At 58.9% G+C, this 26,003-nt stretch carries 27 protein-coding genes and 1 pseudogene; 8 read left to right on the top strand and 20 right to left on the bottom strand.

The features are described 5' to 3' along the window. Nucleotides 1-164 precede the first annotated feature (164 nt). The 19 genes and pseudogenes from AX768_RS06035 to AX768_RS05945 all read right to left on the bottom strand — a co-directional run bounded on the left by AX768_RS06035 (nucleotide 165) and on the right by AX768_RS05945 (nucleotide 17,110). Nucleotides 165-671 carry an ureidoglycolate lyase gene (locus tag AX768_RS06035; protein WP_062000814.1) on the bottom strand — a complete coding sequence of 169 codons (507 nt, stop codon included), beginning with the start codon at nucleotides 669-671 and terminating at the stop codon, nucleotides 165-167. Between the two features lie 25 nt (nucleotides 672-696). Continuing rightward, on the bottom strand, nucleotides 697-1,707 hold the full coding sequence (gene alc / locus AX768_RS06030) for an allantoicase (RefSeq protein ID WP_061999201.1): 1,011 nt from the start codon (nucleotides 1,705-1,707) through the stop codon (nucleotides 697-699). A gap of 37 nt (nucleotides 1,708-1,744) precedes the next feature. After that, the gene (uraD, locus tag AX768_RS06025) at nucleotides 1,745-2,266 is read right to left on the bottom strand and encodes a 2-oxo-4-hydroxy-4-carboxy-5-ureidoimidazoline decarboxylase (RefSeq protein WP_061999200.1); all 522 of its coding nucleotides are present in this window, start codon (nucleotides 2,264-2,266) and stop codon (nucleotides 1,745-1,747) included. After that, the gene (puuE, locus tag AX768_RS06020) at nucleotides 2,266-3,213 is read right to left on the bottom strand and encodes an allantoinase PuuE (RefSeq protein WP_061999199.1); all 948 of its coding nucleotides are present in this window, start codon (nucleotides 3,211-3,213) and stop codon (nucleotides 2,266-2,268) included. Before puuE ends, uraD begins: the two co-directional genes overlap by 1 nt. Nucleotides 3,214-3,394: 181 nt before the next feature. Next, a pseudogene (locus tag AX768_RS06015) lies at nucleotides 3,395-4,126 on the bottom strand (aspartate/glutamate racemase family protein); the annotation flags it as partial. A gap of 85 nt (nucleotides 4,127-4,211) precedes the next feature. Then, complete coding sequence (locus tag AX768_RS06010; RefSeq protein ID WP_061999197.1) at nucleotides 4,212-5,711, bottom strand: NCS1 family nucleobase:cation symporter-1; 1,500 nt, start codon at nucleotides 5,709-5,711, stop codon at nucleotides 4,212-4,214. A 331-nt stretch (nucleotides 5,712-6,042) separates the two neighbouring features. Then, nucleotides 6,043-6,801 (bottom strand): GntR family transcriptional regulator, encoded by a 759-nt coding sequence (locus AX768_RS06005; protein WP_082778866.1) that lies wholly within the window; start codon nucleotides 6,799-6,801, stop codon nucleotides 6,043-6,045. Between the two features lie 282 nt (nucleotides 6,802-7,083). Then, nucleotides 7,084-8,010, bottom strand: a complete 927-nt coding sequence (gene ldcA / locus AX768_RS06000) for a muramoyltetrapeptide carboxypeptidase (protein ID WP_061999196.1) — start codon at nucleotides 8,008-8,010, stop codon at nucleotides 7,084-7,086. Continuing rightward, the gene (tadA, locus tag AX768_RS05995) at nucleotides 8,007-8,561 is read right to left on the bottom strand and encodes a tRNA adenosine(34) deaminase TadA (protein ID WP_231941330.1); all 555 of its coding nucleotides are present in this window, start codon (nucleotides 8,559-8,561) and stop codon (nucleotides 8,007-8,009) included. The genes ldcA and tadA overlap by 4 nt, the downstream gene beginning before the upstream one ends. Further along, complete coding sequence (locus AX768_RS05990; RefSeq protein WP_061999194.1) at nucleotides 8,558-8,980, bottom strand: DnaJ family domain-containing protein; 423 nt, start codon at nucleotides 8,978-8,980, stop codon at nucleotides 8,558-8,560. The genes tadA and AX768_RS05990 overlap by 4 nt, the downstream gene beginning before the upstream one ends. A gap of 179 nt (nucleotides 8,981-9,159) precedes the next feature. After that, complete coding sequence (locus AX768_RS05985; protein ID WP_061999193.1) at nucleotides 9,160-9,954, bottom strand: ABC transporter ATP-binding protein; 795 nt, start codon at nucleotides 9,952-9,954, stop codon at nucleotides 9,160-9,162. Continuing rightward, entirely contained in the window at nucleotides 9,951-10,811 is an 861-nt protein-coding gene (locus tag AX768_RS05980) for an ABC transporter ATP-binding protein (protein ID WP_061999192.1), read from the bottom strand. Before AX768_RS05980 ends, AX768_RS05985 begins: the two co-directional genes overlap by 4 nt. A gap of 1 nt (nucleotide 10,812) precedes the next feature. Continuing rightward, complete coding sequence (locus AX768_RS05975; RefSeq protein ID WP_061999191.1) at nucleotides 10,813-11,727, bottom strand: ABC transporter permease; 915 nt, start codon at nucleotides 11,725-11,727, stop codon at nucleotides 10,813-10,815. Between the two features lie 45 nt (nucleotides 11,728-11,772). Next, nucleotides 11,773-12,747, bottom strand: coding sequence for an ABC transporter permease (locus AX768_RS05970; protein ID WP_082771466.1), 975 nt, complete (start codon nucleotides 12,745-12,747; stop codon nucleotides 11,773-11,775). A 98-nt stretch (nucleotides 12,748-12,845) separates the two neighbouring features. Further along, a complete protein-coding gene (locus tag AX768_RS05965; protein WP_061999190.1) occupies nucleotides 12,846-14,453 on the bottom strand; it encodes an ABC transporter substrate-binding protein in 1,608 nt (535 codons plus the stop codon). Nucleotides 14,454-14,493: 40 nt separating this feature from the next. Further along, on the bottom strand, nucleotides 14,494-15,057 hold the full coding sequence (gene ddpX, locus AX768_RS05960) for a D-alanyl-D-alanine dipeptidase (protein WP_061999189.1): 564 nt from the start codon (nucleotides 15,055-15,057) through the stop codon (nucleotides 14,494-14,496). Between the two features lie 273 nt (nucleotides 15,058-15,330). Next, the gene (locus tag AX768_RS05955; RefSeq protein ID WP_061999188.1) at nucleotides 15,331-15,579 is read right to left on the bottom strand and encodes a pentapeptide MXKDX repeat protein; all 249 of its coding nucleotides are present in this window, start codon (nucleotides 15,577-15,579) and stop codon (nucleotides 15,331-15,333) included. Nucleotides 15,580-15,665: 86 nt separating this feature from the next. Next, nucleotides 15,666-16,442: a molybdopterin-dependent oxidoreductase gene (locus tag AX768_RS05950; protein ID WP_082778756.1), complete on the bottom strand. Its 777-nt coding sequence runs from the start codon at nucleotides 16,440-16,442 to the stop codon at nucleotides 15,666-15,668. 41 nt (nucleotides 16,443-16,483) lie between these two features. Next, a complete protein-coding gene (locus AX768_RS05945; RefSeq protein WP_061999186.1) occupies nucleotides 16,484-17,110 on the bottom strand; it encodes a cytochrome b/b6 domain-containing protein in 627 nt (208 codons plus the stop codon). A 360-nt stretch (nucleotides 17,111-17,470) separates the two neighbouring features. On the opposite strand from AX768_RS05945, the gene AX768_RS05940 reads away from it, so the two are divergent. From AX768_RS05940 to AX768_RS05920, 5 genes are all read left to right on the top strand, one after another. After that, entirely contained in the window at nucleotides 17,471-18,178 is a 708-nt protein-coding gene (locus tag AX768_RS05940) for a glutathione S-transferase family protein (RefSeq protein WP_061999185.1), read from the top strand. Nucleotides 18,179-18,323: 145 nt separating this feature from the next. Beyond that, complete coding sequence (locus AX768_RS05935; protein ID WP_061999184.1) at nucleotides 18,324-18,896, top strand: sigma-70 family RNA polymerase sigma factor; 573 nt, start codon at nucleotides 18,324-18,326, stop codon at nucleotides 18,894-18,896. Continuing rightward, nucleotides 18,893-19,534 (top strand): DUF1109 domain-containing protein, encoded by a 642-nt coding sequence (locus AX768_RS05930; RefSeq protein WP_061999183.1) that lies wholly within the window; start codon nucleotides 18,893-18,895, stop codon nucleotides 19,532-19,534. Before AX768_RS05935 ends, AX768_RS05930 begins: the two co-directional genes overlap by 4 nt. Before the next feature lie 165 nt (nucleotides 19,535-19,699). Then, nucleotides 19,700-20,341: a DUF1109 domain-containing protein gene (locus AX768_RS05925; protein WP_061999182.1), complete on the top strand. Its 642-nt coding sequence runs from the start codon at nucleotides 19,700-19,702 to the stop codon at nucleotides 20,339-20,341. A 163-nt stretch (nucleotides 20,342-20,504) separates the two neighbouring features. Further along, nucleotides 20,505-21,284, top strand: coding sequence for a DUF1223 domain-containing protein (locus AX768_RS05920; protein ID WP_061999181.1), 780 nt, complete (start codon nucleotides 20,505-20,507; stop codon nucleotides 21,282-21,284). 13 nt (nucleotides 21,285-21,297) lie between these two features. On the opposite strand, the gene zigA is transcribed toward AX768_RS05920, so the two are convergent. Beyond that, on the bottom strand, nucleotides 21,298-22,518 hold the full coding sequence (gene zigA, locus AX768_RS05915) for a zinc metallochaperone GTPase ZigA (RefSeq protein ID WP_061999180.1): 1,221 nt from the start codon (nucleotides 22,516-22,518) through the stop codon (nucleotides 21,298-21,300). 137 nt (nucleotides 22,519-22,655) lie between these two features. Between zigA and AX768_RS05910 the strand changes: the two genes are divergently transcribed. Genes AX768_RS05910 through AX768_RS05900 form a run of 3 tightly spaced genes read left to right on the top strand, consistent with a single transcriptional unit; the run spans nucleotide 22,656 to nucleotide 26,000 of the window. Further along, a complete protein-coding gene (locus tag AX768_RS05910; protein ID WP_061999179.1) occupies nucleotides 22,656-25,010 on the top strand; it encodes a TonB-dependent receptor in 2,355 nt (784 codons plus the stop codon). A gap of 31 nt (nucleotides 25,011-25,041) precedes the next feature. Beyond that, on the top strand, nucleotides 25,042-25,605 hold the full coding sequence (locus AX768_RS05905) for a MotA/TolQ/ExbB proton channel family protein (RefSeq protein ID WP_061999178.1): 564 nt from the start codon (nucleotides 25,042-25,044) through the stop codon (nucleotides 25,603-25,605). After that, on the top strand, nucleotides 25,602-26,000 hold the full coding sequence (locus AX768_RS05900) for an ExbD/TolR family protein (protein WP_061999177.1): 399 nt from the start codon (nucleotides 25,602-25,604) through the stop codon (nucleotides 25,998-26,000). The genes AX768_RS05905 and AX768_RS05900 overlap by 4 nt, the downstream gene beginning before the upstream one ends. Nucleotides 26,001-26,003: the final 3 nt, after the last annotated feature.

The following is a 26,003-nucleotide window of genomic DNA, read 5'->3' as shown; positions in this document are numbered from 1 at the left end:
TAGGGCTTGGTATGACCGAATCCTTCGTTTGCGATCTATGGCTTGATCAAATGTTCGCTTAGTTAGCTGAGCCTCTGAAACACCTTCAAACAAATCCAGTAAAGCAAAAAGCAGCGGCACGGGTTGAACCGGCTCGCTGCTGTTCGTTCACGCAAATACTCTAGTCAGGTACGACCGAAGTCCTCGTCCATCAACCAGAGCGATTCTTCCAGTTGCTGCTCATTGAGGTTGACCCCATCACCGCCACGATCAACCACGATGAAGTCACTCACTTCATCAAGTGCAATCAACGGGTGATGCCAGACTCCCTTCGCGTAATTCACGCCCTGCCACCCGCGCGTCACAAACGCGCGAATAGCAGAAGGTTTCAACTCGCCAGCCGGCGCCACCACAACCAGGTACGGGCGATCGTTGAGCGGCACAAACGCCTGACTTCCCAAAGGATGCCGCTCAAGCATCGATACCTCGAACGGCAGCACCCGCGGCTGCCCGCGGAACAGGTTCACCAGCGTCCGTCCACCTTCGTCTTCCACGTCGATACGAGCCAGATCATGGAAGCGCATCGTCGTCCCGAGGTTGATCGGGATCTGCTTCGCGCCCTCGAGCTCGATGACATCGCCGAACGGCTCGAAGGCTGCCTTGGTCAACGGTTCAACTGCCAACTTTTTCATCGCAGGACCTGCTTCATCATGAACTTCACGCCAGCGTGCCGAACAAGCGCAACCGCGATACGCCACCATCCGGATAAATGTTGAACCGCACGTGCGTGACAGGGCCCAGTGCAGCAATCTCCGATTCAAACCCGTGCTGCTTGTCCATCTGCAGCTTCTGCTCGCCAAGCAATACCGGCCAGAACATAGCCTGCGTAACGAGCGAACTGTCGGTTCCACCCGTCACATACGCGGCCTGCAGCGAACACCGGTCAGGATAATTTCCCTTGAAATGCGCGGTATCGACTTCGATTTTCTTGATCACGCCCGGCTGCGCCAACGCGACGATGCACCAGTCGTTGCCCGGCTCACGACGACGCCGCGTTTCCCAGCCATCGCCCATGTTCACGCCGCGGCCCGGCATCAGCAAGGTCGACGCCAAGCCGAAATGCTGATTGTTCGTGCCAACCAGATACGCGCCATTTTCCATGGCAGCGAGATCGAACAATTCGCTGCGACTCGCACTGCTCCAGTCGAGCTGCGGCTGACCATAGACGCGCAATCGGGCAATACCGCCATCGGGATAGATGTTCACGCGCAAATGCGTGAACGGTTGTTCATTCGCGACATCCACGTAGTGATGCGTGTTGCCCTGCAAGGTCATGGACGGCACGACCTCGGTCCACTTCGTCGATTGATTCGGCGCGCCATCGGCTACATGCGCGCCTTCAATGGACGCCGCCGGCGGGAAGTTGCCGGTGAAGTGGCTCGTGTCGATATCGAACCCCTTGATCACGCCCGGCCGCGCCAGTTTCACCACACACCAGTCGTAACCACTCACGCGCTTGCGGCGCGTTTCCCAACCGTCCATCCACTTGCCGTTATCGTCGAATTTGCCCACGATGAAGACAGCCGGCTCCGGATTCAACATGCGCTCCTTGGGCGCAAAAAAATCGTCGCTGGCTTCGAGCGCCTGCGCGCCAAGCCGCGGGTCCGCGAGGTTCACATAACGGCGCGTGAATTCGGGAGCGTTGGGATCGAGTGTCGGAATGGACATGAGGTTCCTTGTATGAGTTGAAGGCGGCGCGCGGACATCAGGCGACGATCAGATCGTCGAGCCTGAAGCGCGCTATCCGGTAGATTTGCTGCAGACTTTCGCGCAACTCGACCTCGCGGCTGTTATTAAGCCGCGCCTGGAAGTTCGCGATGATGCCGTGACGATCAAACCCGCGCACGGCCAAGATAAAAGGAAAACCGAACTTCTCACGATAGCCTGAGTTGAGCGCCTGCAAGGTGTCGAACTCTTCCTGCGTGCACAGATCGAGGCCCGCACCGCTTTGCTCACGCGTGGACTCGTGCGTGAGTTCGCCACGCACCGCAGCCTTGCCCGCAAGCTCGGGGTGAGCGTTGATCAACGCAAGCTGGCGCGCGTCGCCGGCGTTATCGACTATGGATGCCATGGTTTTATAAAGCGCATCGACGCTCGCAAAGGGTCTCTTCGCCACCGCCTCTTCCGCGACCCAGCGCGAGTGTTCGAAGATGCCGGACAGCGCGCCAACGAAATCGTCCGCGTTCACGGCGTTAAGCTGTTCTAGTGTCATTCGTGTAGTCGTCATCACGCGCTCGCTCCTGCCGTACCTTCATACGGGTGATGTTCGCGCCAGTGGCGCGCAATGTCCACGCGGCGCGTGACCCACACGCGGTCATATTGTTCGATGTGGTCAAGGAACCTCTGCAGCGCGCGAAAGCGCCCGGGACGCCCGAGCAATCTGCAATGCATGCCGATGGACAGCATCTTCGGCGCCTCGCTGCCTTCTTCGTAAAGCACGTCGAATGCATCGCGCAGATACACGAAGAATTGTTCCGCCGTGTTGAAACCCTGCGGCGTGGCGAAGCGCATGTCGTTGGTATCGAGCGTATAGGGAACGATCAGTTGCGGCGTTTTTGCGCCGCCGCTTACTTCGACGTCCATCCAGAACGGCAGGTCGTCGCCGTAATAATCCGAGTCGTAGAGAAAGCCGCCGTGCTCCGCTACCAGTCTGTGCGTATTGGGACTGTCACGTCCCGTGTACCAGCCAAGCGGCCTCACGCCGGTTACGCGCTCGATGGCTTCCATGCCAAGACGCATATGCTCCGCTTCCTTCTCGGGCGACATATCCTGATAGTGGATCCATCGATATCCATGGCACGCAATTTCATGCCCCAGCTCGACGAATGCACGTCCAAGATCCGGATGACGTTCAATCGCCATGCCAACGCCAAACACGGTCAGCGGCAAATCACGCTTTTCGAACTCGCGAAGAATGCGCCACACGCCCGCCCGCGACCCGTATTCATAGATGGATTCCATGCTCATGTGACGCGACGGGTAAGCAGCCGCGCCCACGATCTCCGACAAAAATTGCTCGGATGCCGGATCGCCGTGCAGAACACAGTTCTCTCCGCCCTCTTCGTAATTCAGCACGAATTGCACGGCGATGCGCGCGTTCCCGGGCCAGTTCGGCTGCACGGGATGCCGGCCATAGCCGATCAGGTCGCGTGGATAATTCGATTGGTTCGACATGGCTGGATCAGTGCGTGAAAGTCGATGGGGCCGCGCACGGTGCCTAAGGACCCTGCATTGGACCCTGCGCGACGATAGTCCAGTTTAGCGAAAACGCATCGCCGCGCCCATATTCATACGCAGATATTGCGGGTCAGGTGACAGGTATGTTCTGCGCACGCCACCAGGGTCATTTGACTCATTCAGGACTATAAGCCGCGAGGGCGCCGTCGTATTGTTTAGCCAAGGGGCGCGCATAATCGCCGCGCTTGGCAGTTTTAAGCCTTAGCGAAATTAACGCCTCCGCCCATTTGACCGCAGTCGTCACGCCCTCGATTACCGGCGCGCCAATTGCATCTTCAATCTCGCGACAGAACTCCGCCATGCCGGCGCACCCCAGGACGATGGATTCCGCGCCATCTTCCGCTAACGCCTTGCGACATTCATCGATGATGATTGCGCGCGCTTCGGAACCGGGAATGTCGAGATCGAGCACGGCGACATCGGTTGCGCGCACGTTCTTGCAAAAGCGCTTCATACCGTATCGCTCGGCCAGATGCCACGACATCGTGCATGTGCGCCTGAGCGTTGTTACAACAGAAAAGCTCGGCGCAATCACGCTTGCTGCATGCATTGCCGCTTCGGCTATCCCTATGACAGGACCGCTTGCGAGTTCGCGCGCCGCGTAAAGGCCGGGGTCGCCAAAGCACGCAATGACATAACCATCCAGGCCTTCTTTCTCGCCCTTTTCTATTTCCTGCAGCAAGGCCAGCGTTGCAAGCGCTTCATCGTAATAGCCCTCAATGGACGGTGGTCCCATCGACGCGCTGACCGAGATGACTTCCGTCCCATCAGATGCCACCTCTCTAGCGCAGCGATCCATTGCGCGTGTCATGCGTTCGGTCGTATTTGGATTGATCAGTTTGATGCGCATTTATACCTTCTTCCTTGAGCGTACGGAAAGCACCAGTGAAATCACGTTCATGCCACGCTACACCATGCGTGGCATGAATTTTTTTTCAGGAAAAATTCGACACTGATTTCTTGTCCGCGATGATCCAGTAAAACAAGGCGCCCAATCCCGCGCCAATGAACCACGAGAAGTTCGCCGAATCCTGCAACGCCGGGATCATCACGCATGCGACCGCAATCGCAGCAGCGGGCAACAAGGCCGATACCGCGCGCCAGTTCACGCCATTGGTGTACCAGTAACGTCCTGTTTCAGAGGTCGTGTACAACTCTTCCACGTCGAACTTGCCGCGCTTCATCAAGTAGAAGTCCACGATCAGCACGCCATACAACGGTCCGATAAAACTGCCCAGTACATCGAGCGTGTAATGGATCACGGCGGGGTTGTTGAAGAGGTTCCACGGCGTGATGAAAATCGACGCCACCGCCGCCATCATTCCGCCCATCCGCCAGCTGATCAGACGTGGTGCAACATTCGAAAAATCGAAAGCCGGCGAAACAAAGTTTGCGACGATGTTGATACCGATGGTTGCGATCGTAAAGGTCAAGGCGCCCAGGATGACGGCCGTCGGTTGATCGATCCGCCCAACGGTTTCAACGGGGTCCGTGATCAGTTGACCGAACACCGGCAAGGTCGCGGCGGTCGTCACGACGGTGACAAGCGAGAACGCGAGAAAGTTGACCGGCAATCCCCAGAAGTTGCCGCGCTTCACGCTCTTATAGCTTTTGCAGTATCGCGAGAAGTCGCCGAAATTGAGCATCGGTCCGGAGAAGTAGGACACGACCAACGAGATCGCCGTAATCATGACCGGCACCACTTCCATGCCGTGATACTTGACCCCGCCCAGGTTCAATCCGATATTGCGCCAACCCGCACGCCACACCATGTAACCGGCAAGAATGAACATCACGATGTACACCGCCGGCCCCGCGAAGTCGATGAACTTCTTGATCATCTCCATGCCGCGCCAGAACACGACGGCTTGCAGGACCCACAGCAGCATGAACCCGGCCCAGCCCAACGCGGACAAGCCCGCAAAGCCGTGATTGTGGACATCGGCGTAAGGCATCCATTGCGGCATGAATTTCAGCAACACGATCACGAGCGCGCTGGAAGCAAGGAACGTCTGGATGCCATACCACGCGACCGCGATCAGCCCGCGAATCACGGCGGGAAGGTTCGCGCCCAGCACGCCGAAGGTCGCGCGGCAGGCAACCGGATAAGGCACACCGGCCTGTTGACTCGGCTTGGCGATCAAGTTGCAAAGTACATTGACGATACCGATTCCAACCAGCAACGAAACCAGCACTTGCCAGCTCGTCAGGCCCAACGCGAACAGACTTCCTGCGAAAACATAACCGCCTACGCTGTGCACGTCCGACATCCAGAAAGCGAAGATGTTGTATGCGCCCCAGGTCTGGTGCTTGAGCGGCGCGAGGTCGTCGTTATAAAGACGATCGCTATAGCCAGCCGGATAATCTGGATCGCGGTCCGAATCTTCGTAAGGGGGTATTGCAGCACTGCCAGGGGTCGCGCTGAACTGAACCATGACTTCTCCTTGAATGAACTCGGCAATGGCGCCGCTTAAGATCGTCGTTGAGGTCGTCGACTTCTACGGCTTCGTTGTATGGCTACACGGCGCCTTCGCACAGGTTCGCGCGCGGCGTTCTTTTGATCGATTCATTTAGCAGTCCAAACGCATACAGACGTTGCGCGGACGCAATTCAACACTTCAACACGCGCACAAAAGCGCATGCATCCAGGAAAAGGCACGGTCAAGTCACGCATTCGTTCAATGCGGACCTTAAGATTCACTCAACTTTCAATTAAGGCTTATCGCGGCGCGCCCATGCTTAAGGTCGCGCGGCAACACACTTCGTTCAAGCGCTTTTTTCGCGCTCGGCGGACTTCGGTTTGGCGAAGACTTCATGCAGATCGACTGCGCCGCGAGCGGGCCGGTCGAGCATTTTCATTTCCACGTCCTGCAAGTGACGCGCCATCAGTTCGGCGGCTTTGGGCGCGTCGCCGGCGTCGAGTGCGGCCAGGATTTCCTCATGATCCTCAAAACTGCAGGAGCTCCGGCCAAGCGACTCATACAACGCCGATATCAGCGTGGAGCGCGCCACCAGCCCCGACAGGCATTCGCACAAGACAGTGTTGCCGGTAAGCTGCGCGAGCTCCTTGTGAAACTCGCCCGACAACCTTATCCACGATGAAAAATCGCGGCTTTCATATGCTTTGCGTTCACGTCCGATCGTCGCGCTGATCGACTTCAGCCTGCGCGTGCCGTGTCCGCTGCAAATGCGCTCGACCACGGCTATCTCGACGATGCGCCGCATCTCGAACACTTCATGGACCTCTTGCACCGACGGACTCGCGACAAATGCGCCCCGGTTCGGCTCGAGATCGACCAGACGCTCGCTCGCGAGTTGCGCCAGCGCCTGGCGCACCGTACCGCGCTTTACATCGAATACTTCGCACAACTGCGCTTCTGTCAGCTTGGCCGCAGGCGCGAGACGATGTTCGAGGATCGCATCACGGATGTTTGCCGCGATCGATTCGGCCGTAGCCGCGGCAGCCGGAACCGCATTACCAATGACGCTTACCTTCGATAAAGCTTTCATTTTGTCTTCGGACATGAGCGCGTTCGCCTGTATGTGTTGCATCTTATGACGGACATAAAAACTGTCAACAATTTCTCGTGAAATTCGATCGCCTGCGGGAGGTCACGATACTCAAAAGCAGTCCAGAGGCCTGCAGGTAAAGACTTGGGAGGCCTTATCAGGTAAATCCCTCACTCCGTGCGCCCCCATATTGTCAACAATATTGGGCACAAAACCCGTGCAAATTTGCCCAAATCCAGTGCGTTCAAATGAAAAAAGCGCCCGACGGGGCGCTTTTCGGCTGACTTTCGAACGTAGTCAGGACAAATGCGGGTAATCCGAAAGCTTCATACTGAAACCACTTGGTCTCGCGACCAGATGCGCAGTCGCGCCAAACGGCAAGGTCAGCAAATCCGGCACGTGTCCGAACTGCAACCCGGTCACGACCGGAATCGCGACCAGCGATCGAACCTGCTCGACCATCGTCTCGAACGTGTATCCGTTGTCGTATTCCGAGAGTTTGGCGCTCGTGAACTGACCCAGTACGACGGCTTGCTGCCGCGCAAGAATCCCGGACAAATGAAGCTGATAAATCATTCGTTCAACGCGAAACGGATGCTCGTTGACGTCTTCGAGAAACAGGATCCCGCCCTCGACAGGTGGCATGTACGGTGTGCCGATCAACGAAGCGATCATCGCGAGATTGCCGCCCCAGAGCATGCCGGTGACATCGGCGGATTGCGCTTGGTGGAAGTCACTCGTCACCGTGAAAGATGGCTTCGTGATCGCTTCCCAGAAGTGATCCATCGTGAATGCGCTCAGCTCTTCGGCACCAAAATCGGCGGTGAGCATCGGCCCGCCGAAAGTCTTGATGCCGGCGCGGGCGAACAACGCAAGCTGGAGGGCCGTAAAGTCGCTATGGCCGACCATCACCACGGGCTGATCACGCAAGCGGCGTTGCAAACCGTCGTAGTCGAGACCATGAAGTATGCGCGACGCACCGTAACCACCTCGCACTGCCAGCACGATTTCAGGCAAAGGCCGCGACGGATCGGCAAGCCGGTTGATATCCGCTGCGCGCTCGCTATCCGTACCGCCAAACCGTTGGTACCGGCGCCACGCGGACGACGCATTCTCGAGCGTATGTCCCTGCTCCTGCAGACGCGCGATCGCGCGTTCAACCGGCTCCAGAGCAGGATAACCAGAAGGTGCAACGAGATCGATGGTGCGTGCGCGAAGGGTCATGGGCGAGGTAAAAGTGGATCGGCGGGATCAGGCGTGGCGGCGTTGCGGGCATCGCGTGCCGCCTTGGTTTCGCGCCGGCGTTCGGCGAAGAAACTGCGCAGCGCGTTGGCGCATTCGACGCCGAGCACACCGCCGGTAACGGTCGTGTGATGGTTCAGGTTGCCGATGGCAAATGCATCCACAACACTGCCGCACGCGCCGGTCTTGGGATCGTGCGCGCCGAACACCACGCGCGCAATGCGTGCATGCATGATTGCGCCGGCGCACATGATGCAGGGTTCGAGCGTGACGTACAGCTCGCAACCGGGCAAGCGGTAGTTTTCGAGTGCGATGGAAGCGGCGCGCAACGCAGCCATTTCGGCATGCGCCGATGGATCGTGGGCGCCAATAGGATGATTGAAACCGGTCGAGATGACTTCGTCGCCACGTACCAGCACCGCACCCACAGGCACTTCGCCCAGCGCACGCGCTTTTTCGGCGGCGGCCTGGGCAAGCGCCATGAACCGGCGGTCGCGCTCGTCCGGGGATGCAGGCTCGGAAACGGCTGTCACTTCTGCCCGGCCTGATCGTGCGTGGCAACGTCTGCGGTCTTTTCCTGCTCCGACCAGCGCTCGGACAGACGCTCCGCAATGCGCCGCCGATACTCGAGCGGCACCACCGTGCAGTTGCCGCGCAGCGATTCAAGGGCCATGTCGAGCGCGAGCATCTTGGCTTGCAGCTTGAGACGTGTTGCCGGATCTTCCGCAACGCCTGTTTCGTTTTGCAGATCACGCAACGCGCGCAGATGCTCGACAGCAGGAGGCACGAAACCGGCGTTTTTCATAATGCGGTTGGCAACACGCACTTCTTCGGGAACCAGGGCGTCGTCGTCGAACTCGAGGGGCTCGCCCGCGCCAGGCAGATTATCGAACTCACCGCGCGCGGCTGCGGCCGAAATTCGCTGTTCGACCAGGGCATCTAGCAGTTTCATCGGCGTTTTGGGTGTCGGCGACCGGCTTGTCGAATGTCATTCTTAAACATGTTCGATAAAGCGGATCGAGCCAGACTGTCACGTTTTGAGGGTTACGCTTCGCGGTAGCGGGGAAAAGCCGGCCGCGTGCATAGCCGCGCAGGCGATTCCGGCGTCACACGCTTCGGGGATGCCACCAGCTACTCTCTTATTCTATCAGGCGCTCCGGAACGGGCTGAATCTTCCGTTCTTCGCGTATAACCTTGCGTTGCGAGCAACAGGCTTCGTGTGTACTCATGCGCCACGGTTTGCTCGCGCACCGCTTCAACCGAAAGCTGCTCGACGATATCGCCATCGCGCATCACCGCCACCCGCTGGCATAAAAATCCAACCACCGCCATGTTGTGACTGACGAGGATCATCGTGAGATTGCGTTCGCGATGCAGCCGCCGCAGCAGATTCAGGATTTCCGCCTGCACCGATACATCGAGCGCGGACGTAGGTTCATCGAGGAGCAGCACGCGCGGCTCCACAATCAACGCGCGTGCGATTGCAACGCGCTGACGCTGCCCGCCCGACAATTGATGCGCGTACCGGAAGCGAAATGCCGGGCCGAGACCAACCTCGCGCAACGCATCCAGGATGCGTTCGTCCTGGCGATCCATGCCGTTGATCGACAGCGGTTCGCGCAATGTCTGGTCGACCGTGAAGCGCGGATAAAGCGAGCCGTACGGGTCTTGAAACACCATCTGCACTTCGCGCCTGAACGTGCGGTCGACGCGCTCACCGAGGACGTGCCGGCCGATCCGCATCGAACCGCCTGCAATGGGCACGAGTCCGGTCAGCGCGCGAAGCACTGTCGACTTGCCCGAGCCCGATTCGCCCACAAGTCCGAAGACTTCGCCTTCGTTCACGTGAAAGGTCGCTGCGCGCACGGCATCGGCGAAACCGGTTTTGGTTTTGAAGCGTACCTGTACCGCGTTTGCATCGATCATCGCGCGGCCTCGGCGAACCATGCAGCGTCGCGTTGCAATACCGGCAACTGGTCCGGCGGGTTGCGCAGCGGTGGGCTCGCTGCAAGCAAAGCACGCGTGTACGGATGCTGCGCGTTCGCGAGATCACGCGCCGCGCACGTCTCGACCACGCGGCCGCCGACCATCACCATCACGCGGTCGCAGAACGACATCACGAGCGGCAAGTCGTGGCTGATGAAGATCAGACCGGTGTCGTGCTTCGCGATCATTTCGTCGAGCACCGAGAGCACTTGCATGGAAACCAGGACGTCGAGCGCGCTGGTGGGTTCATCGGCGATAAGCAGTTTGGGCCCCGACGAGACCATCATCGCGATCATCACGCGCTGGCCCATGCCGCCTGAGAGCTCGTGCGGATAAGCGTCGGCAACCCGCTCCGGATCGCGGATATGCACGGCAGCAAGCGCTTCGACAATGCGCTTGCGCATTGCCTTCCCACTAAGCCTCGGCGATTGCCGCCCGAATGCCTCGCGCATTTGCTGCGCGACGGTCATCACGGGATTGAGCGAATACTTCGGGTCCTGCAGGATCATGCTCATCTGCGTGCCGCACAGACGGCGCCGGTCTTTGGCGCTCAAGGCAAGCAGGTTGTGATTGTCGAGGCGCATGGCATCGGCCGACCATCGTGCAGATGTTGGCAGAAGTCCGAGCAGCGCGCGTCCTGTCAGCGACTTTCCCGATCCCGATTCACCGACGATACCAAGGCGTTCGCCCTTTGCCAGCGTAAGTGAAATGCCTCGCACGGCTTCGGTCAGCGTGCCGTCGTGGGCTGCGAACGCAATGCGCAGGTTATCGATTTCGCAGAGGGTATCAGCGTGCATGTCAGCCTCCTTGACGGGGATCGAAGACGTCGCGCAGGCCATCGCCGAGCAGGTTGAAAGCAAGGCTCACCAACAAGATGGCGATGCCCGGGATGGTCGCGACCCACCAGGCGTCCAGCAGCACGCCGCGCCCCGACGCAACCATGAAGCCCCATTCCGGACTGGGCGGCTGCGCGCCGAGCCCGAGGAAACCGAGCCCCGCGACGGTCAAGATGACGCCCGCCATGTCGAGCGTTGCACGCACGATCACGGACGACGAGCACATCGGCACGATATAACGTAACAAGATCCGCATGGACGACGCCCCTTGCAGGCGCGCGACATGGATGAAGTCGGCCTGGACGAGCCGAAGCGTTTCGGCACGAGCAAGACGCGCGTACGGCGGCCATGCAGTGATCGATATTGCGATGACCGCGTTGATCACGCCCGGTCCGAGCGCTGCGGCAAACGCGAGCGCCAGCACGATCTTCGGAAACGCGAGCGCGATGTCGGTGAGACGCATGAGAATGGTATCGACGAAACCGCCGCAAAAGCCTGCCGCCGTGCCGATCAGCAAACCGACGGGCACGACCAGCACGACCACCAGAATAGCGATGCTCAACGTCAGTCGCGATCCGATCACAAGGCGCGCGAGAATGTCGCGCCCAAGTTGATCGGTGCCGAACCAATGCGAAGGCGAACCCGGCGGCAGCAAGCGATCACCCAGTACCTGACGCAAAGGATCGTGCAGCGGAAGACACGGACCGATTGCAGCGAACAGGATCAGCAAGAGCAAAATTGCAAGGCCGAACACGCTCAGTGGGTTGCTCGCGAACCGTGTCCATCGCCTGTATGCCAATCCGAGCGCGGCTTGCCTGCGGGACGCGGGCGTGTCCGTCAAGAGCCACGCCTGCCATTCCTTGCGCGGTTTCGTCATTCGAGTGGAATCACTGGATGGAAGCACGTCATGAACCTTTGGCAGTCATCGGGCGCGAGGATCGAATATTTTGTACAGTGCGTCCGTCAGCAAGTTGAGCGTGATGAACGTTGCGCCAATCACAAGCGTGCTGCCGAGCACGGCGTTCATATCGGCGTTGAGGAGCGCGCCCGTGAGATACGAACCGATACCCGGCCACGCAAACACGATCTCGGTCAGCACCGAGCCTTCGAGCAGGTAGCTATAAGCGAGCGCGATCACCGTCAGGAGCGGCACCGCGATATTGCCAAATGCATGACGCCAGATCACGCGCCGTTCGCTCAGCCCCATTGCCCGCGCCGTGACAATGTATTCCTGGCTCAACTGTTCGAGCATGAACGAGCGCGTCATGCGGCTCAGGTAAGCGATGGAATAGAACGCAAGAATGCCGGCAGGCAGGACGATATGCGAGAGCGCATTCTTCAGCACGTCCCACTCGCCGGCAATGATGGAATCGATCAGCAAACTTCCGGTATGTGTATCGACCATGCCGTCGTAAAGCGGATCAATACGACCCGGTCCCGAGACCCAATGCAGCTTGGCATAGAACAAAAGCAGGCCCATCAGCGCGAGCCAGAACACAGGCAGTGAACTCCCCGCCAACCCGATGAATCGCGCCACATGATCGATCCAGCGGTTATGCCGCACTGCCGCCACGACGCCGAGCGGCACACCGATCACGATGCCCATGAAGGTGGACAGGGTGGCGAGTTCAAGCGTGACTGGAAAAACGCGTTTGATGTCGTCGACAACCGGATTCGACGTCAGCAGCGACATGCCGAGATTGCCATGCAGCACATCGCGAACGTAGATTGCGAACTGCACGATCAGGGGCTTGTCGAGCCCGAGCGAGAGCCGCGCCGCCGCGTAAGCCTGAGGCGATGCGCGCTCGCCGAGCATGGCGAGCAACGGATCGATCGGGATCTTCCGCCCGATGAAAAACGTCACCCCGAGCAAGCCGATGAACGTGACAACCAGCATCAACAGCCAGCGTACGAACAGCCATCCCCGGCGCACGCCTGCATGATTTGCAAGCGCGCGGCGTGCACGTTGGGAGACTGTTAGTTGCAGATCCACGCTTACTGCTTCTTCAAGTCACGGTAGGAAACAAGATCGAAGATCGGCCCGACTTCCAGTCCCGTCACCCCCGGCCGCGCCGCGACCTGCGAGACCTTCTGGAACATGATCACGAATGGCGACTTGGCGAGCACTTCCTTTTGCATAACCTCATAACGTTGCGCGCGTTTTGCCGTCGATGATTCCTCGAGCGCCGCCTGCGTCTCTTTCGTCAATTGCGGAATGTCCCACGAATTGCGCCACGCGAGCATCTTGAAGCTGGAGTTGTCGGAGTTGTCCGGATTCCATGCGAAGCCTTGCGCGTTGCTGTGCGGATCGATGTAATCGGCCGACCATTCGCCAATGTATATGTCATGCTGGCGCGCGCGATATTTGCCGAGCGTCTGCTTGTTATCGCTGGAAATGAGCTCTACTTTGATACCGGCCAGCGCCAGGTTGGCTTGCACCGCTTGCGCTATTTCGCCATAAGGCGAGTCGTTGCGCACATCCATCTTGACGGCAAAACCGTTCGGCAGACCAGCCTTTGCGAGCAGCGCTTTCGCCTTCGGGACATCCTGGTGGTATGGATTTGTATTCAGGGCGCCGAGGAAACCTTCGGGAAGAAACGTCTCGTGAACCTTGTACGTCGTGCGCACGATGTTCTGCTGGATGCCGTTGTAATCGATGAGCCATTTCATTGCTTCCTGCACCTCCGGCTTCGCAAGATTCGGGTTCTTGTTGTTCAGCCCGAGATACATCAGCGTAGCTTGCGGCACGGATGTCACGTGAATCGCGCCCTTCTTCGTAAGCGTGGCGAGGTCATCTGAACTCAGGTCACGCGCTATGTCGATATCGCCATTTTCGATCATCAGACGCTGACTGGATGCCTCGGGCACATGCCGCATCACGATGCGCTTCATGGCAAGCGGCACGCGATAACCATCGAAACGCTGCAACACGATGCTGTCGTTCGCGGTCCATTTCACGAGCTTGTAGGCACCCGACCCCGCTTCATTCGTCTTCAGCCATTCGTTGCCGAAATCGTTGCCCTTCGCGTGCGATTCGAGCAGCTTTCTGTCGAGCACCGATGCCGGCCACGATCCCAGCACGTTGAGCACGAAGGTCGGCGCGTACTTCTGGTCGGTCGTGACAGAGACGGTTGTATCGTCGATCTTCTTCACGTTCTGCAGCGCGTTCGCCTTCGTGAGTCCAATGCCCGCGAGCACCGCCGCGGCGCCCTTGTCGAGCAACGCGGTGCGCTGGATCGACCACGCGACGTCGTCGGCGGTGAGCGGGTTGCCCGAGTGGAACTTGAGGCCGGACCGGATCTTGAACGTGAACGTCAGGCCGTCGGGACTCACGGCCCATGATTGCGCAACATCGCCGTTGAAGCGCGCCGGGTCTTTAAGATCGACACGAATCAGGCGGTCGTACGTGTTCGCCACATATTCCTGCGGCACCAGTTCGTAGATCTCGCCCGGATCCAACGTGGTGAATTCGTCGAGCAAGGTCGCCATCACCAGCATGTCCTTGGGCGTGGCCGCATATGCCGAACTCAAGCCGCCCATGGTCACCGTCAAGGTCGATGCCACCGCGATGGCTGCCAGCGCGTTGCGCAAAACACGTTTCATACTCGCTCCGTGAAAGTTGATCGCTGTACTTGGCGCGCCCTTACATCAGACGCAAAGGGCCGCTGTCCGCATTGTCGATGACCGGAAGTTCACGCGAGCCGGGCAATTCGTAATGCCACCACTCGCTTGGAATATGCATGAAACCCGCGCCGTGCATGACGCCTAGCAAAAGCGTGCGGTTGCGCTGCACATGCTCGGGCAAGCCAGCGTGAAAGTGTTCGGATGCAACCGACATTTCGTCGAAACCCGTACCCATGTCGAGTTCGTGCCCGTTGGCGCCGACAAGCGTGAGGTCGACCGCCGTCCCGCGGCTGTGGTTCGAGCCGCGCTTCAGGTCAGCGATATAGGTGGGGTCGGGCAGGAAGTCCCAGAGCACTTGCTGCGCTTGCGGAGGCCGGTAGGCATCGAAGATCTTGAGCGTCATGCCAATGTTTCCGGCAAGCTCGACAGCCTTTCTCAACGCCGCTTCAGCGGGGCTCAGCAGCAGGCAGTGCGCCGCCTTGTAGATCGGCTTGCCGGTGAGATTGCGGTCTGTGGCGTAGACCAGGTCGATGGCGACGCCATGTGTGGCGGGAGTGATTATAAGCAAACGGTGATCGGGCATCGGCGGTATTGGTTCGAAGCTCACGAAGACGTGCGGTGCCGTTATTGTTTATCAAAATGAATGATTTGGGGGCGAATGTGCAGACACACCACACTCGGTGTCACAGCTTGCGCCCGTGGTTGACCGTATTGGTCAACACCAGCACAGATTAAACCTCGCCAAAAATCCGCTGTTGCGACTCTGCGGGGAGCCGGGATCTGGGCTTGCGGGAAGAGAACTTCTATCGAAAGCGATTTCACGCATGCGTTGAATCGCTTTCGAAACGCCGGGCAATTACTGAGCCATGGCCCCGGATGCCGGATGTCCCATGCCCATTGCATCGTGCTTTTTCATCTTGTCGCCCTTCTTCATGGAGTCTTTCGACATGGAATCCTTGGACATCGAGTCCTTCGACATGGAATCCTTGGACATCGAATCCTTCGCCATTGAATCGTGGGCCATTGCATCGCTTGCCTGGGCAAACGCCATGGAGCCGCTCAATGCGAGTGTTGCTGCGAGTGCTGCCGTGATAAACAGTTTCATATGGACCTCTTCTCAAGTAACAGTAGCCGGCCGAGCCGGGGTGAATCGAAGTACCTGACGCCGCAATGCAAGGTGCATGCGTGCAGTCAGGAACCTCCGAACCAGTTGTAGCCCTGATCAACCCAATAACCGCCAGGGAACGTGTTGGTGACGAAAATCTCCATGATGTGTTTGGGATTCTTGTAGCCGAGTTTGGTAGGCATCCTGAGTTTCATCGGATAGCCATATTTGGGCGGCAGAAGCTTGCCGTCATACGTGAACGTAAGGAGCGTCTGCGAGTGCAATGCCGTCGGCATGTCGATGCTCTCGTAGTAGTCATCCGCGCATTTGAAGCCCACGTATTTCGCAGATGGATCGGCGCCTACGCGCTTGAGGAACTCGGAGAACGGCGTTCCGCCCCAGCGCCCTATCGCGCTCCAGCCTTCCACGCAGATGTGGCGTGTGATCTGCTCGGCCTTCGGCAACGCGTAAAGTTCAGGCAAGGTCCAGGTCTTCTTGTCCTGAACGAGACCGCTTACTTTCAAGCGAAAGTTGGCACCATCGACTTCAGGAACGTCGTCAACGCCGTAGAACGCATTGAACGGAAACGGCCGTGTGATTTGCGCTTCTGTATAGGTGGGCGCGAGGCGGTTAGGATCGAAGAGCCAGCCTTGCACGGTATCGTTCAGACGCGAGACGCGGGATAGGAAGGTCTCGACGGACTTGTCGTCGGAGATGCTGCAACCGGTCAGCATCGCGAGGCCGCCAAGCGTGACGATGCGTTTGCCAAAAAGACGCCGCGAAGGCATGTCGAGTTCACGCTTCACGTCGATGATCAGCGACTCACGGTCTACAGTCATGCGGTTTGGTTTGACGGGTTTCATGATCGATTTTCCAGAGGCTTCGCTTGGGATCGGTGGTTGATTCATCGGCCGCGAATCATGGTGAGGAGCGAGCGCGGCACGAGCGAGACCATCACCAGATGCACCACGATGAACGCCGCCAGCAGCGACATGGCGCAAAAGTGGACGACGCGCGCGAAGTCATATCCGCCCATCAGGTCGCGCAGCAGAGGAAGTTGCACCGACTTCCAGATGGCCAGACCCGACAGGACCAGCACTGCAATATCGATCATCACGAACAGGTAAGCGAATTTCTGTACCGCGTTGTACTTGCCCGGATCGGCATGCGAGAGGTGACCCTTGAGTGCTTCGATCAGGTCATGAAAGATCGTGCGCAGCGACAGCGGGAAAAACTTCGTTCTGATGCGCCCCGTGGCGAGGTTCATTGCGAGGTAGAACAAACCGTTGAACACCAGCAGCCACATTGCCGCGAAATGCCATTGCAGCGCGCCGCCGAGCCAGCCGCCCAACGTTATGCCCGGCGGGATCATGAAGCCCTTGAATACTGGTGATGCGTCGTAGATCCTCCATCCCGACAGCATCATCAGGATCACCGCAAGCGCGTTGAGCCAGTGCGTGGTGCGCACCCATGCGGGCTGGATGACTCTCGCAGGACCCTTGATACCGCGTGCTGCATGTGTCGTGTTCATAAGAGATCCTGTGCCGGTATCGGAATGCTGACCTTGCCGATCAGCCCAATGCTTACTAATTCGCCGGGGCTGCATAAGCGGTTACACCGCTCGAAAAATTGTTTCTGCGAAAGCTTTCATTCACAGACAAACGTGTGTCTGCAAGTTAGTTCGTCAGAAACCGATGGCGGGTTACAACGGAATATCTTTATTGCCGGCAGTGCGACTCAGGCGAGGACGTAAGCAAACATGCAGGCGTAAATCGCTCTCACGGGACACGATTGCCATCCCGGATTTCATCGGATACCCTGAATCGAACACGCTAAACACAGACGGCCGGCCATTGCGGCCCCGCTTATCGCTCTTCAATTCCAGGACGCCATGATCCGCTTCTACTTTCACCCCACGCCGAACCCGGCAAAAGTCGCACTGTTTCTCGAAGAATCGGGACTGGCGTACGAGGTCATCCCCATCGATACCAGCAAAGGCGAACAGCATCTGCCCGCGTTTCTGAGCGTCAACCCGAATGGCAAGGTCCCGGCGATCGTGGATACGGACGGCCCCGGCGGCCGCGAAGCGCGCGTATTCGATTCCAGCGCGATCCTGCTATACCTCGCCGAGAAGACCCAGCGCTTTGCCGGCACAGCGGCAGACCGGCCCGAACTCCTCTCATGGCTGTTCTTCATCAGTTCGGGCCTTGGGCCGTTTTCGGGTCAGGCAGTGCATTTCCAGCATGCCGCGCCGGAAAAACTGCCATATGCGATCAACCGCTACAGACGGGAGATCGAACGTCATTACCGCGTGCTCGACGAACATCTGGCGCAGCGCGAATATATCGTCGGCCAGGATTATTCGATCGCCGACATGTCTGCCTGGGGCTGGCTCGAACGCGCGCCACGGGTTCTGCCGGGCGACGTGGAGCCGCTGGCTGCCTTCCCGAATCTGCGCCGTTTCTTCGATTCCATCAGCGCCCGGCCGGCTGTCGCCCGCGCACGCGCCGTCGGCCGCGACCTGACTTTCAAGCGCGAACTTGACGAACAAGCACGCCGTGCCCTCTTCCCATCAAATTATCCGGACGCCGCTCGCTGATCTCGCCCCGCTTTCGACGCCGGCGTTGCGCGCCGACGTCGACAGCAGCAAAACGTTGCGGCACAATCCGCACGTTTCGCGTTCGGCAGGTCACCAGACGCCCTGCCGCTTTTTTATTTGGAGCGCGCTGTAACCCAATGCCGCGATGAAGCGAATAACACAAGGTAATGGCGTGTCGGGTGTCGAAGAGCGGCTGAAGTCGCTCTTCGTACGCGGCCTGGATGGCGACGCGGTTGCGTATCGTGCGTTTCTGGACGACCTGACGGGACACCTGCGCGGTTTCCTGAGGAAACGTATCCATTATCTTCAGGACGACATTGAAGACATCGTGCAGGAAATCCTGCTGGCGGTGCACAACAGCCGCCATACATATCGTCCGGACGAACCGCTGACGGCGTGGGTGCACGCCATTGCGCGTTACAAGCTGATGGATTTCTTTCGGGCGAGATCACGGCGCGAAGCGCTGAATGATCCGCTCGACGAGACGCTCGATATCTTCGCAATTTCAGACGAAGAGCCCGCCGACGCGAAACGCGATATCGGCAAGTTGCTCGAGCAGTTGCCGGACCGTCACCGGTTGCCGATCGTGCATGTGAAGCTGGAGGGTCTTTCCGTGACCGAGACAGCCACGCTGACGGGCATGTCGGAGTCGGCGGTCAAAGTGGGCATTCACCGAGGATTGAAAGCGCTGGCAGCAAAAATTCGAGGCACCGCATGAAAACCGACGACCTGATTTCGCTTCTCTCGACAGGGGTCACGCCCGTCGATACCGGCCTGTCGCGACGCCGCTTCGTGCGCGCGTTGCTGCTGGGCGGCATGGGTTCGTTCGTGCTCATGCTGGCCGTCTACGGCTTGCGACACGACCTCGCTGTTGTATCGCGCACACCGCTCTTCTGGGCGCGCTTCGCATTTCCCGCAACACTTGCCGCGTGCGCGCTGTTCCTGGCGGCGCGCCTGTCGCGCCCGGGGACGAGCATCGGCGCATTCTGGGCAATGCCCGCCGTGCCGATCCTTGTAGTGTGGAGCGCTGCGGTCGCGGTCCTGTGCCTGGCTTCCCCCGATGCCCGCATACCACTTGTAATGGGCACGACGTGGCGCTCATGCCCGTTCAATATCGTGTTGCTTTCGGTGCCGGCTTTTGTCGCCGTGTTCTGGGCGATTCGCGGACTTGCACCCACGCGGTTGCGACTCGCGGGTGCCGCGGGCGGCATGCTGGCGGGAACTATCGCGACCATGGCGTACTGCCTGCATTGTCCCGAGATGAGCGTAGCCTTCTGGGCTGTCTGGTACTTGCTTGGCATGACGCTAGCTACGCTGATCGGCGCGTTGCTCGGTCCGCGTTTCCTGCGCTGGTAATAAGCTTGACGGGGCAGCCAGCTCGGCTAATGAGGCGCAATCGCCGCCTCATAAAAATTCGCACGCAAGCGTAACCTTCCTGCAGATCAAACCGAATAGAAGTCATGCGTCCTGTTCTGCGGCCTCGGGATCGACGCACTATCGGTTCCTGTCTGCGGAGTGGCCATGAAGACCAGCGAGTTTGTATCGATGCTTGCCACTGGCATCGCCCCGACCCACCCTCGTGTGATCGCGCGACGTTTCGCAACGGCACTGTTTTTAGGCCTGAGCGGCGCTGCCTGCTTGATGGTTGCCCTCTACGGCGTGCGCGGCGACATGCCGCAAATGCTGACCACGCCTCTATTCTGGCTGAAAGTTGCGTTTCCTCTTGTGGTCGCTGGTGCGTCGCTTTTCATCGCGACCCGACTTTCACGCCCCGGTGCGGATACGGCGTTCGGATGGATCGCGCTTGCCATTCCACTCGTGCTTATCTGGATGGCGGCGTTGATCGTGATCATTGCCGCACCGCCGGCGCTTCGGCTTCAACTCGTGCTTGGCAGCACGTGGCAAGTCTGCACGATCAACATCGCGATCTTGTCAGCGCCGACTTTTGTTGCTGTGTTCTGGGCCATGAAAGGGCTTGCGCCAACCCGGCCGGTTTTGGCGGGCGCTGCGGCAGGTCTGCTCAGCGGCGCTCAGGCCGTCCTTGTCTACACACTTTATTGCGTGGAGATGACCGTGCCGTTCTGGGGCGTGTGGTACGTGCTTGGGATGATGGCGCCAACGATTGTCGGCGGGATTCTGGGACCGCGTGTGTTGCGCTGGTAGCGGCCGAGGTGGCAGCCACGCGCTGCCGAATCGATCAGGCTAGTCGACGACCCGCACCTTGAATGGGCGCTGCGGTGACTGCAGCAAGTATTCTTGCATTGATGTAACCCGTTTCATGTCCCGGTCGAATTAGATTTCATCCGCCCCATGTCTGGAGTCCGCAATGCGCCCTTCGTCTGCTTCCGCCCTCTTTGCTATTTGCATCTCACTCTGCGCCGCGAGCGCCAACGCTGCATCGGGTAATACGTGCAGTGCGTCGAGTCCCGCTCACCGCGCGGCGCTCGTAGAACTCTACACAAGCGAAGGCTGCAATAGTTGCCCGCCCGCCGACAACTGGCTTGGCGCACTCGATCACGCACGCCGGACCGATACCATCGTGCCGCTCGCCCTGCACGTGGACTACTGGGATAACCGGGCGTGGAAAGACCGGTTTGCACAAGCGGCATTCACCACGCGCCAACAGCAACTGACATCGGCTGGCAGTGGACATGTCGTGTACACGCCGGAGATTTTCGTCGGCGGAAAAGAGTTGCGCGACTGGTCGAGCGACGCGAGTTTCGAATCGCGTATAAAACAGTTGAACAGCGAAACGCCGCTCGCCGATATCCACATCGACGGCCATCCGTCAGCGCCCGGCCATATTGCGTTCAACGCATCGTTCACAGCGCGCAAGAACCTCCCGGACGATGCCGTCGCCTACGCGGCCGTGTATGAAAACCAGCTCGTCAGCGCAGTCAACGGCGGAGAAAACAACGGCGCGACACTGCATCACGACCGCGTGGTGCGCCAATGGATCGGACCCATTCGATTGACCGAAGGACGCGCGCAACTATCCGGCGATTACGCGTCGGATGCCATGCGCTTCGGCGTCGTTGCATTCGTTGAACGTGGAACGAACGGCGAGGTGCTGCAAGTGGCCGAGCTCGCTTCGTGCGGCGGGTGACTATCATGGCCGCTTAGTGCGCAAGCTCTGCTTCGTGTTGCCACGCTGGAAACGGATCCTTGAACCTGTGCCAGGCTTCAGGTCCCTGCGACATTTCCACATCGGTGAGAAGACACGCGTACAGCCGAGCACGCAACGCCGCTTCATCCATATCGATGCCAATCAGCACCAGCTCTTGCCGTGCATCGCCGACCTGCGGGTCCCAGTCCTCCTCGATTGATTGCAGCGACTCGGGGTCTTGCGGCCAGTAAGATTTCGGCACCGCGGCCCACCACAACCCCTTCGCGCCGTGACGGCATACACCGCCGGCTTGCGACCACGAACCGACATAGGCAGGCCTGCTCGCAAGCCAGAAGAACCCTTTGGACCGCACCACGCCCGGCCATTCGCTTTCGATGAAATCCCAGAACCGCTCAGGATGAAACGGCCGGCGCGCCCGATACACAAAGTTCGTGATGCCATATTCGTCGGCTTCGGATCGATGTTCGCCGCGTAACGCCGTGAGCCAGCCCGGCGCTTTGGAAGCCTCATCAAAATCGAATAGCCGGGTGTCGAGCACCTTGTCCAGACTCAGCTTGCCGAACTCGGCCATCTCGATCTTCGCACGCGGGTTCAGGCCGCGAAGGATCGTCATGAGCCGGGTGCGATCTTCATCGCTGACAAGGTCGATCTTGTTCAGTACGATGACATCGCAGAACTCGACCTGCTCGACCAACAAGTCCACGACTGTGCGCGAATCTTCTTCGCCCATCGATTCGCCACGCGACTGCAAGCTGTCGGCTGATCCGTAGTCCTTCAGGAAATTCAACGCGTCCACCACGGTGACCATGGTGTCGAGCCGCGCGACATTGGCGAGGCTCTGTCCTTCTTCATCGGCGAACGTGAACGTTTCCGCGACCGGCAATGGCTCCGACACGCCGGTTGATTCGATCACAAGATAGTCAAAGCGCCCCTCCTTTGCGAGCCGGTTCACTTCAAGCAAGAGGTCCTCGCGCAACGTGCAGCAAATGCAGCCGTTGCTCATCTCCACGAGCTTTTCATCGGTTCGGGCAAGCTGCGCGCCGCCTTCACGAATCAGCGCGGCATCGATGTTGACGTCGCTCATGTCATTGACGATCACCGCGACCCGCCGACTTTCGCGGTTGTTGAGGATGTGGTTCAGAAGCATGGTTTTGCCAGTGCCAAGAAAACCCGACAAAACAGTTACCGGAAGCTTTCCCATCAATTTCGTCATCAAATTTCTCGCATCAATAGTGTTGGATGTTATAACATTACATCACTGACATCCTTTTCGACAAATCGATTTCCCTGCCCAAGCTCATCCACCTGACTCGTCGCGCTCCCCGCCAACACTTACCAAAAAAATAATCGATGAAAAATCGCACGCTCTTTGCCCATGCGGCGTTATTGCTGTTTGCCCAGATAGCAGTGGGGCACGCCTATGCAGCCGGTCTGGACGCCACCGTATCCGGCTCTGTGATTGACAGCACGGGCAAACCTGTTGCGAATGCAAATGTCGTATTGCAGAACGCAAGCGGCGCGACCGCCGGGACAGCCAGCACAGACACGAGCGGACATTTTGTCGTGCACAACGTGACTTCGGGTACCTATGCAGTCGTCGCGGCCGCGCCGGGATATGCGAGCGGAAGCACCATCGCCACCACAAGCAGTGACGGAAATACTTCGGTATCCATATCGATTTCAAAGAGCGACGCACTCGATGTACAAGTCAATGCCAAACGGCTCGACCGCGCACGAAACGGGCTGCTGCCGGAGACAGGAAGCAGCGTTTATCGTTTCAGCCAGACAGACATCGACACCCTCCCCGCTGGCCAGGACACCGCGCTCAATCAGGTGCTGTTGCAGGCGCCGGGCGTCGCCAGCGATTCGTACGGACAGTTGCACGTGCGGGGAGACCACGCGAACCTGCAATACCGTATCAACGGCGTGATCATTCCGGAACCAATCAGCGGTTTCGGGCAATCGCTCGATACGCGCATCATCGATCAGTTGAATCTGCTGACCGGCGCCTTGCCCGCGCAATATGGCGACCGGACGGCCGGCATTGTCGATATCCATACGAAATCCGGGGACCAGGGCAACGGTGGTTCCATCGATGTCTTTGGTGGCAGCCATCAGACCATCAAGACCAGCGCCGATGTATTCGGCAGCAAGGGGCCGTTCAGCTATTACTTCAGCGGCTCCGTGGGCGAGAACAACCTGGGGATAGAAAATCCGACGTCGAGCGCGAACGCCATTCACGACCATACGCGTCAGGGCGATGCCTTCGGCCTCATGTCGTACATCATCAACCCGCTCACGCGCGTAAGCCTGATGTTCGGCACGACGAGCAATCAGTTCGACATTCCGAACACGGCGGGTTTGCCCACCAATTTCATCTTGAACGGCAACAACTCGTTCGACTCGAGCAAGCTCAACGAAACCCAGTCCGAACTCAACCAGTTCGCGGTGGTCGCGCTGCAGGGCACCAACGGCGGCGCGCTGGACTATCAGGTCGCGCTCTTCACCCGCTATTCCCGAACGCAGTTCAATCCCGACCCTGTAGGCGATATGCTCTTCAACGGCGTGGCCGCAAGCGATTTTCACAGCGACAGCGCGAACGGCGTGCAAGCCGACACCACCTACCGGCTCAACGCAAAACATACGTTGCGCGCGGGTATATCGTTTCAACAGGAACACGCGGTGTTCAACAATGACCTGAGCGTTTTCCCCGCCGATCAGGACGGCAACCCGCTCTCCGATCAACCGTTCAACATACCGGATTCAAGCAGCAAGACGGGGTATCTGTACAGCGCCTACGTCCAGGACGAATGGAAAGTCACCGATAAACTCACGGTCAACTACGGCCTCCGATACGACAAGATGGATGAGTACGTGAGCGCAAGCCAGCTCAGTCCGCGCGTCGGGCTTGTGTATGCGTTGACGCCATCGACGATCGTACATGCCGGTTATTCGCGATACTTCACGCCGCCCGCATTTGAACTTGTCTCTGGCGAAGACATCGCGCGATTCGCCGGAACGACTGCGCAGACATCGACGCAAAATGACCCCGTGCAGCCGGAACGCAGCCATTATTTCGACCTCGGCGTCACGCAACGGCTGACGTCTGCGATCACCGTCGGTGTGGATGCGTACTACAAGAAATCGAAGAACCTGCTCGATGAAGGGCAGTTCGGAACCGCCCTGATCTTCACGCCATTCAACTATCAATACGGCCGCGTGTACGGTGTCGAGTTCACCAGCAACTACAAACAGGGCAACGTCTCCGCGTACTTGAACGTCGCGTTCAGCCGCGCTCAGGGAAAGGACATCGACTCGGCGCAGTTCAACTTCGGCCCGGACGAGCTCGCGTTCATCAGCAGCCACTATGTGTTCCTCGATCACGACCAGCGTGTGACAGCATCGTTTGGGGGCGCCTATCAGTTGGGCACCACCACCTTCACGTTCGATGGCATTGTCGGCAGCGGGCTGCGCAGCGGCTTTGCGAACACAGATCGCCTGCCGGTGTACACGCAGATCAACCTCGGCGTGATTCATCACTTCGACTTCAAGGAGCCGCTGATCGGCAAGTTCGACGGGCGGCTGCTGCTCATCAATGCGTTCAATCGCGTGTACGAGTTGCGCGATGGATCCGGCATTGGCGTAGGTGCGCCACAGTACGGTCCGCACCTCGCGCTGTACGCAGGCGTGACGAAAAATTTCTGATGGACCGGATAACTAGCTAAGGGCTTCGATCATGCAGGATTGGGGAGGAATGCTTGCTGCCGTGCGAGTAGGCGGATGGGTCGTCTATCCGCTGACGCTGCTTGCGGTGCTGGCAATGGCGATAACCATAGACCGCGCTTATGTCTTTGCGCGCTTTCACGCCTTCAGGCGCCTCGACGCGATGTTCGTCACTCAACCCGGCACGCCGTTATGGCTGCACGAAACGCGGGCGCAGTCTCTGGCAACGCGCATCGAGCGCGACATGAGTCGGGGTTTCTGGCTGCTCGAGACGATCGTCACCGCTGCGCCATTGCTGGGGTTGCTCGGAACCATCGTGGGAATGATGCATTCCTTCCAGCTCTTTGGAGGCAGCGGACTCGTGAATCCCGGCGCAGTGACTGGCGGTGTCGCGCAGTCGCTGGTGGCGACGGCGATCGGGTTGATCGTTGCGTTGTTCGCGCTCTTCGCATTCAACTACTTTTCGCGACGCCTCGAGCGGTTGATGGATGACCTCGAGGTTCATGCCAACGAGCGCCTCAGTGAACTACGCCTCGGGGCTGAAAATACAGTAGCAAACGCGAGCGATGTTCCATGAAACTTCGGCGATCACGAGCATCGAAGCGCGGCCGCATCGAAATCATTCCGATGATCGACGTGATGTTTTTCCTGCTCGCCAACTTCATGCTCGCTTCCCTGGCAATGCAACACCTCGATGCAGTGAAGATCAATTTGCCATCGGGACAGGCCGAGAGCATGGCCGAAAACCAACCGCTGACAATGAGCATCGATCAGAAGAACGGGATCTTTATAGATCATCAACCGGTTCGACTGGATCAGGTCGAGGCCAGCGTAAAGCGACGCCTTAAAACTGATCGGAACGTGGTGATTGCCGCAGATGACGCCGCAGCCCAAGGCGTCGTCGTGCACGCGATGCTCGCCGCACGTCGCGGCGGCGCCGAGCATTTCCTGATCGCTGTACATCGTGAATAGTTG

Origin of the sequence: Burkholderia sp. PAMC 28687, assembly GCF_001577465.1 — a bacterium.
Classification (GTDB): Bacteria; Pseudomonadota; Gammaproteobacteria; order Burkholderiales; family Burkholderiaceae; genus Caballeronia.
Note: the sequence above shows the minus strand (reverse complement) of the source record. Positions and strands in the feature narration are given on the sequence as shown.

Coding starts and splice junctions, on each gene's coding strand:
- AX768_RS05970 (WP_082771466.1), bottom strand. CDS start 12,747: ATGCTGGTTGTCACGTTCATCGGCTTGCTCGGGGTGACGTTTTTCATC.
- ddpX (WP_061999189.1), bottom strand. CDS start 15,057: ATGCCCGATCACCGTTTGCTTATAATCACTCCCGCCACACATGGCGTC.
- AX768_RS05990 (WP_061999194.1), bottom strand. CDS start 8,980: ATGAAACTGCTAGATGCCCTGGTCGAACAGCGAATTTCGGCCGCAGCC.
- AX768_RS05910 (WP_061999179.1), top strand. CDS start 22,656: ATGAAAAATCGCACGCTCTTTGCCCATGCGGCGTTATTGCTGTTTGCC.
- AX768_RS05930 (WP_061999183.1), top strand. CDS start 18,893: ATGAAAACCGACGACCTGATTTCGCTTCTCTCGACAGGGGTCACGCCC.
- AX768_RS06005 (WP_082778866.1), bottom strand. CDS start 6,801: ATGTCCGAAGACAAAATGAAAGCTTTATCGAAGGTAAGCGTCATTGGT.
- alc (WP_061999201.1), bottom strand. CDS start 1,707: ATGTCCATTCCGACACTCGATCCCAACGCTCCCGAATTCACGCGCCGT.
- AX768_RS05935 (WP_061999184.1), top strand. CDS start 18,324: ATGAAGCGAATAACACAAGGTAATGGCGTGTCGGGTGTCGAAGAGCGG.
- AX768_RS05905 (WP_061999178.1), top strand. CDS start 25,042: ATGCAGGATTGGGGAGGAATGCTTGCTGCCGTGCGAGTAGGCGGATGG.
- AX768_RS05900 (WP_061999177.1), top strand. CDS start 25,602: ATGAAACTTCGGCGATCACGAGCATCGAAGCGCGGCCGCATCGAAATC.
- AX768_RS05940 (WP_061999185.1), top strand. CDS start 17,471: ATGATCCGCTTCTACTTTCACCCCACGCCGAACCCGGCAAAAGTCGCA.
- AX768_RS05945 (WP_061999186.1), bottom strand. CDS start 17,110: ATGAACACGACACATGCAGCACGCGGTATCAAGGGTCCTGCGAGAGTC.
- AX768_RS05965 (WP_061999190.1), bottom strand. CDS start 14,453: ATGAAACGTGTTTTGCGCAACGCGCTGGCAGCCATCGCGGTGGCATCG.
- AX768_RS05975 (WP_061999191.1), bottom strand. CDS start 11,727: ATGACGAAACCGCGCAAGGAATGGCAGGCGTGGCTCTTGACGGACACG.
- AX768_RS06035 (WP_062000814.1), bottom strand. CDS start 671: ATGAAAAAGTTGGCAGTTGAACCGTTGACCAAGGCAGCCTTCGAGCCG.
- AX768_RS05985 (WP_061999193.1), bottom strand. CDS start 9,954: ATGATCGATGCAAACGCGGTACAGGTACGCTTCAAAACCAAAACCGGT.
- zigA (WP_061999180.1), bottom strand. CDS start 22,518: ATGACGAAATTGATGGGAAAGCTTCCGGTAACTGTTTTGTCGGGTTTT.
- AX768_RS05955 (WP_061999188.1), bottom strand. CDS start 15,579: ATGAAACTGTTTATCACGGCAGCACTCGCAGCAACACTCGCATTGAGC.
- uraD (WP_061999200.1), bottom strand. CDS start 2,266: ATGACGACTACACGAATGACACTAGAACAGCTTAACGCCGTGAACGCG.
- AX768_RS05950 (WP_082778756.1), bottom strand. CDS start 16,442: ATGAAACCCGTCAAACCAAACCGCATGACTGTAGACCGTGAGTCGCTG.
- AX768_RS05980 (WP_061999192.1), bottom strand. CDS start 10,811: ATGCACGCTGATACCCTCTGCGAAATCGATAACCTGCGCATTGCGTTC.
- ldcA (WP_061999196.1), bottom strand. CDS start 8,010: ATGACCCTTCGCGCACGCACCATCGATCTCGTTGCACCTTCTGGTTAT.
- AX768_RS05920 (WP_061999181.1), top strand. CDS start 20,505: ATGCGCCCTTCGTCTGCTTCCGCCCTCTTTGCTATTTGCATCTCACTC.
- AX768_RS06010 (WP_061999197.1), bottom strand. CDS start 5,711: ATGGTTCAGTTCAGCGCGACCCCTGGCAGTGCTGCAATACCCCCTTAC.
- AX768_RS05925 (WP_061999182.1), top strand. CDS start 19,700: ATGAAGACCAGCGAGTTTGTATCGATGCTTGCCACTGGCATCGCCCCG.
- puuE (WP_061999199.1), bottom strand. CDS start 3,213: ATGTCGAACCAATCGAATTATCCACGCGACCTGATCGGCTATGGCCGG.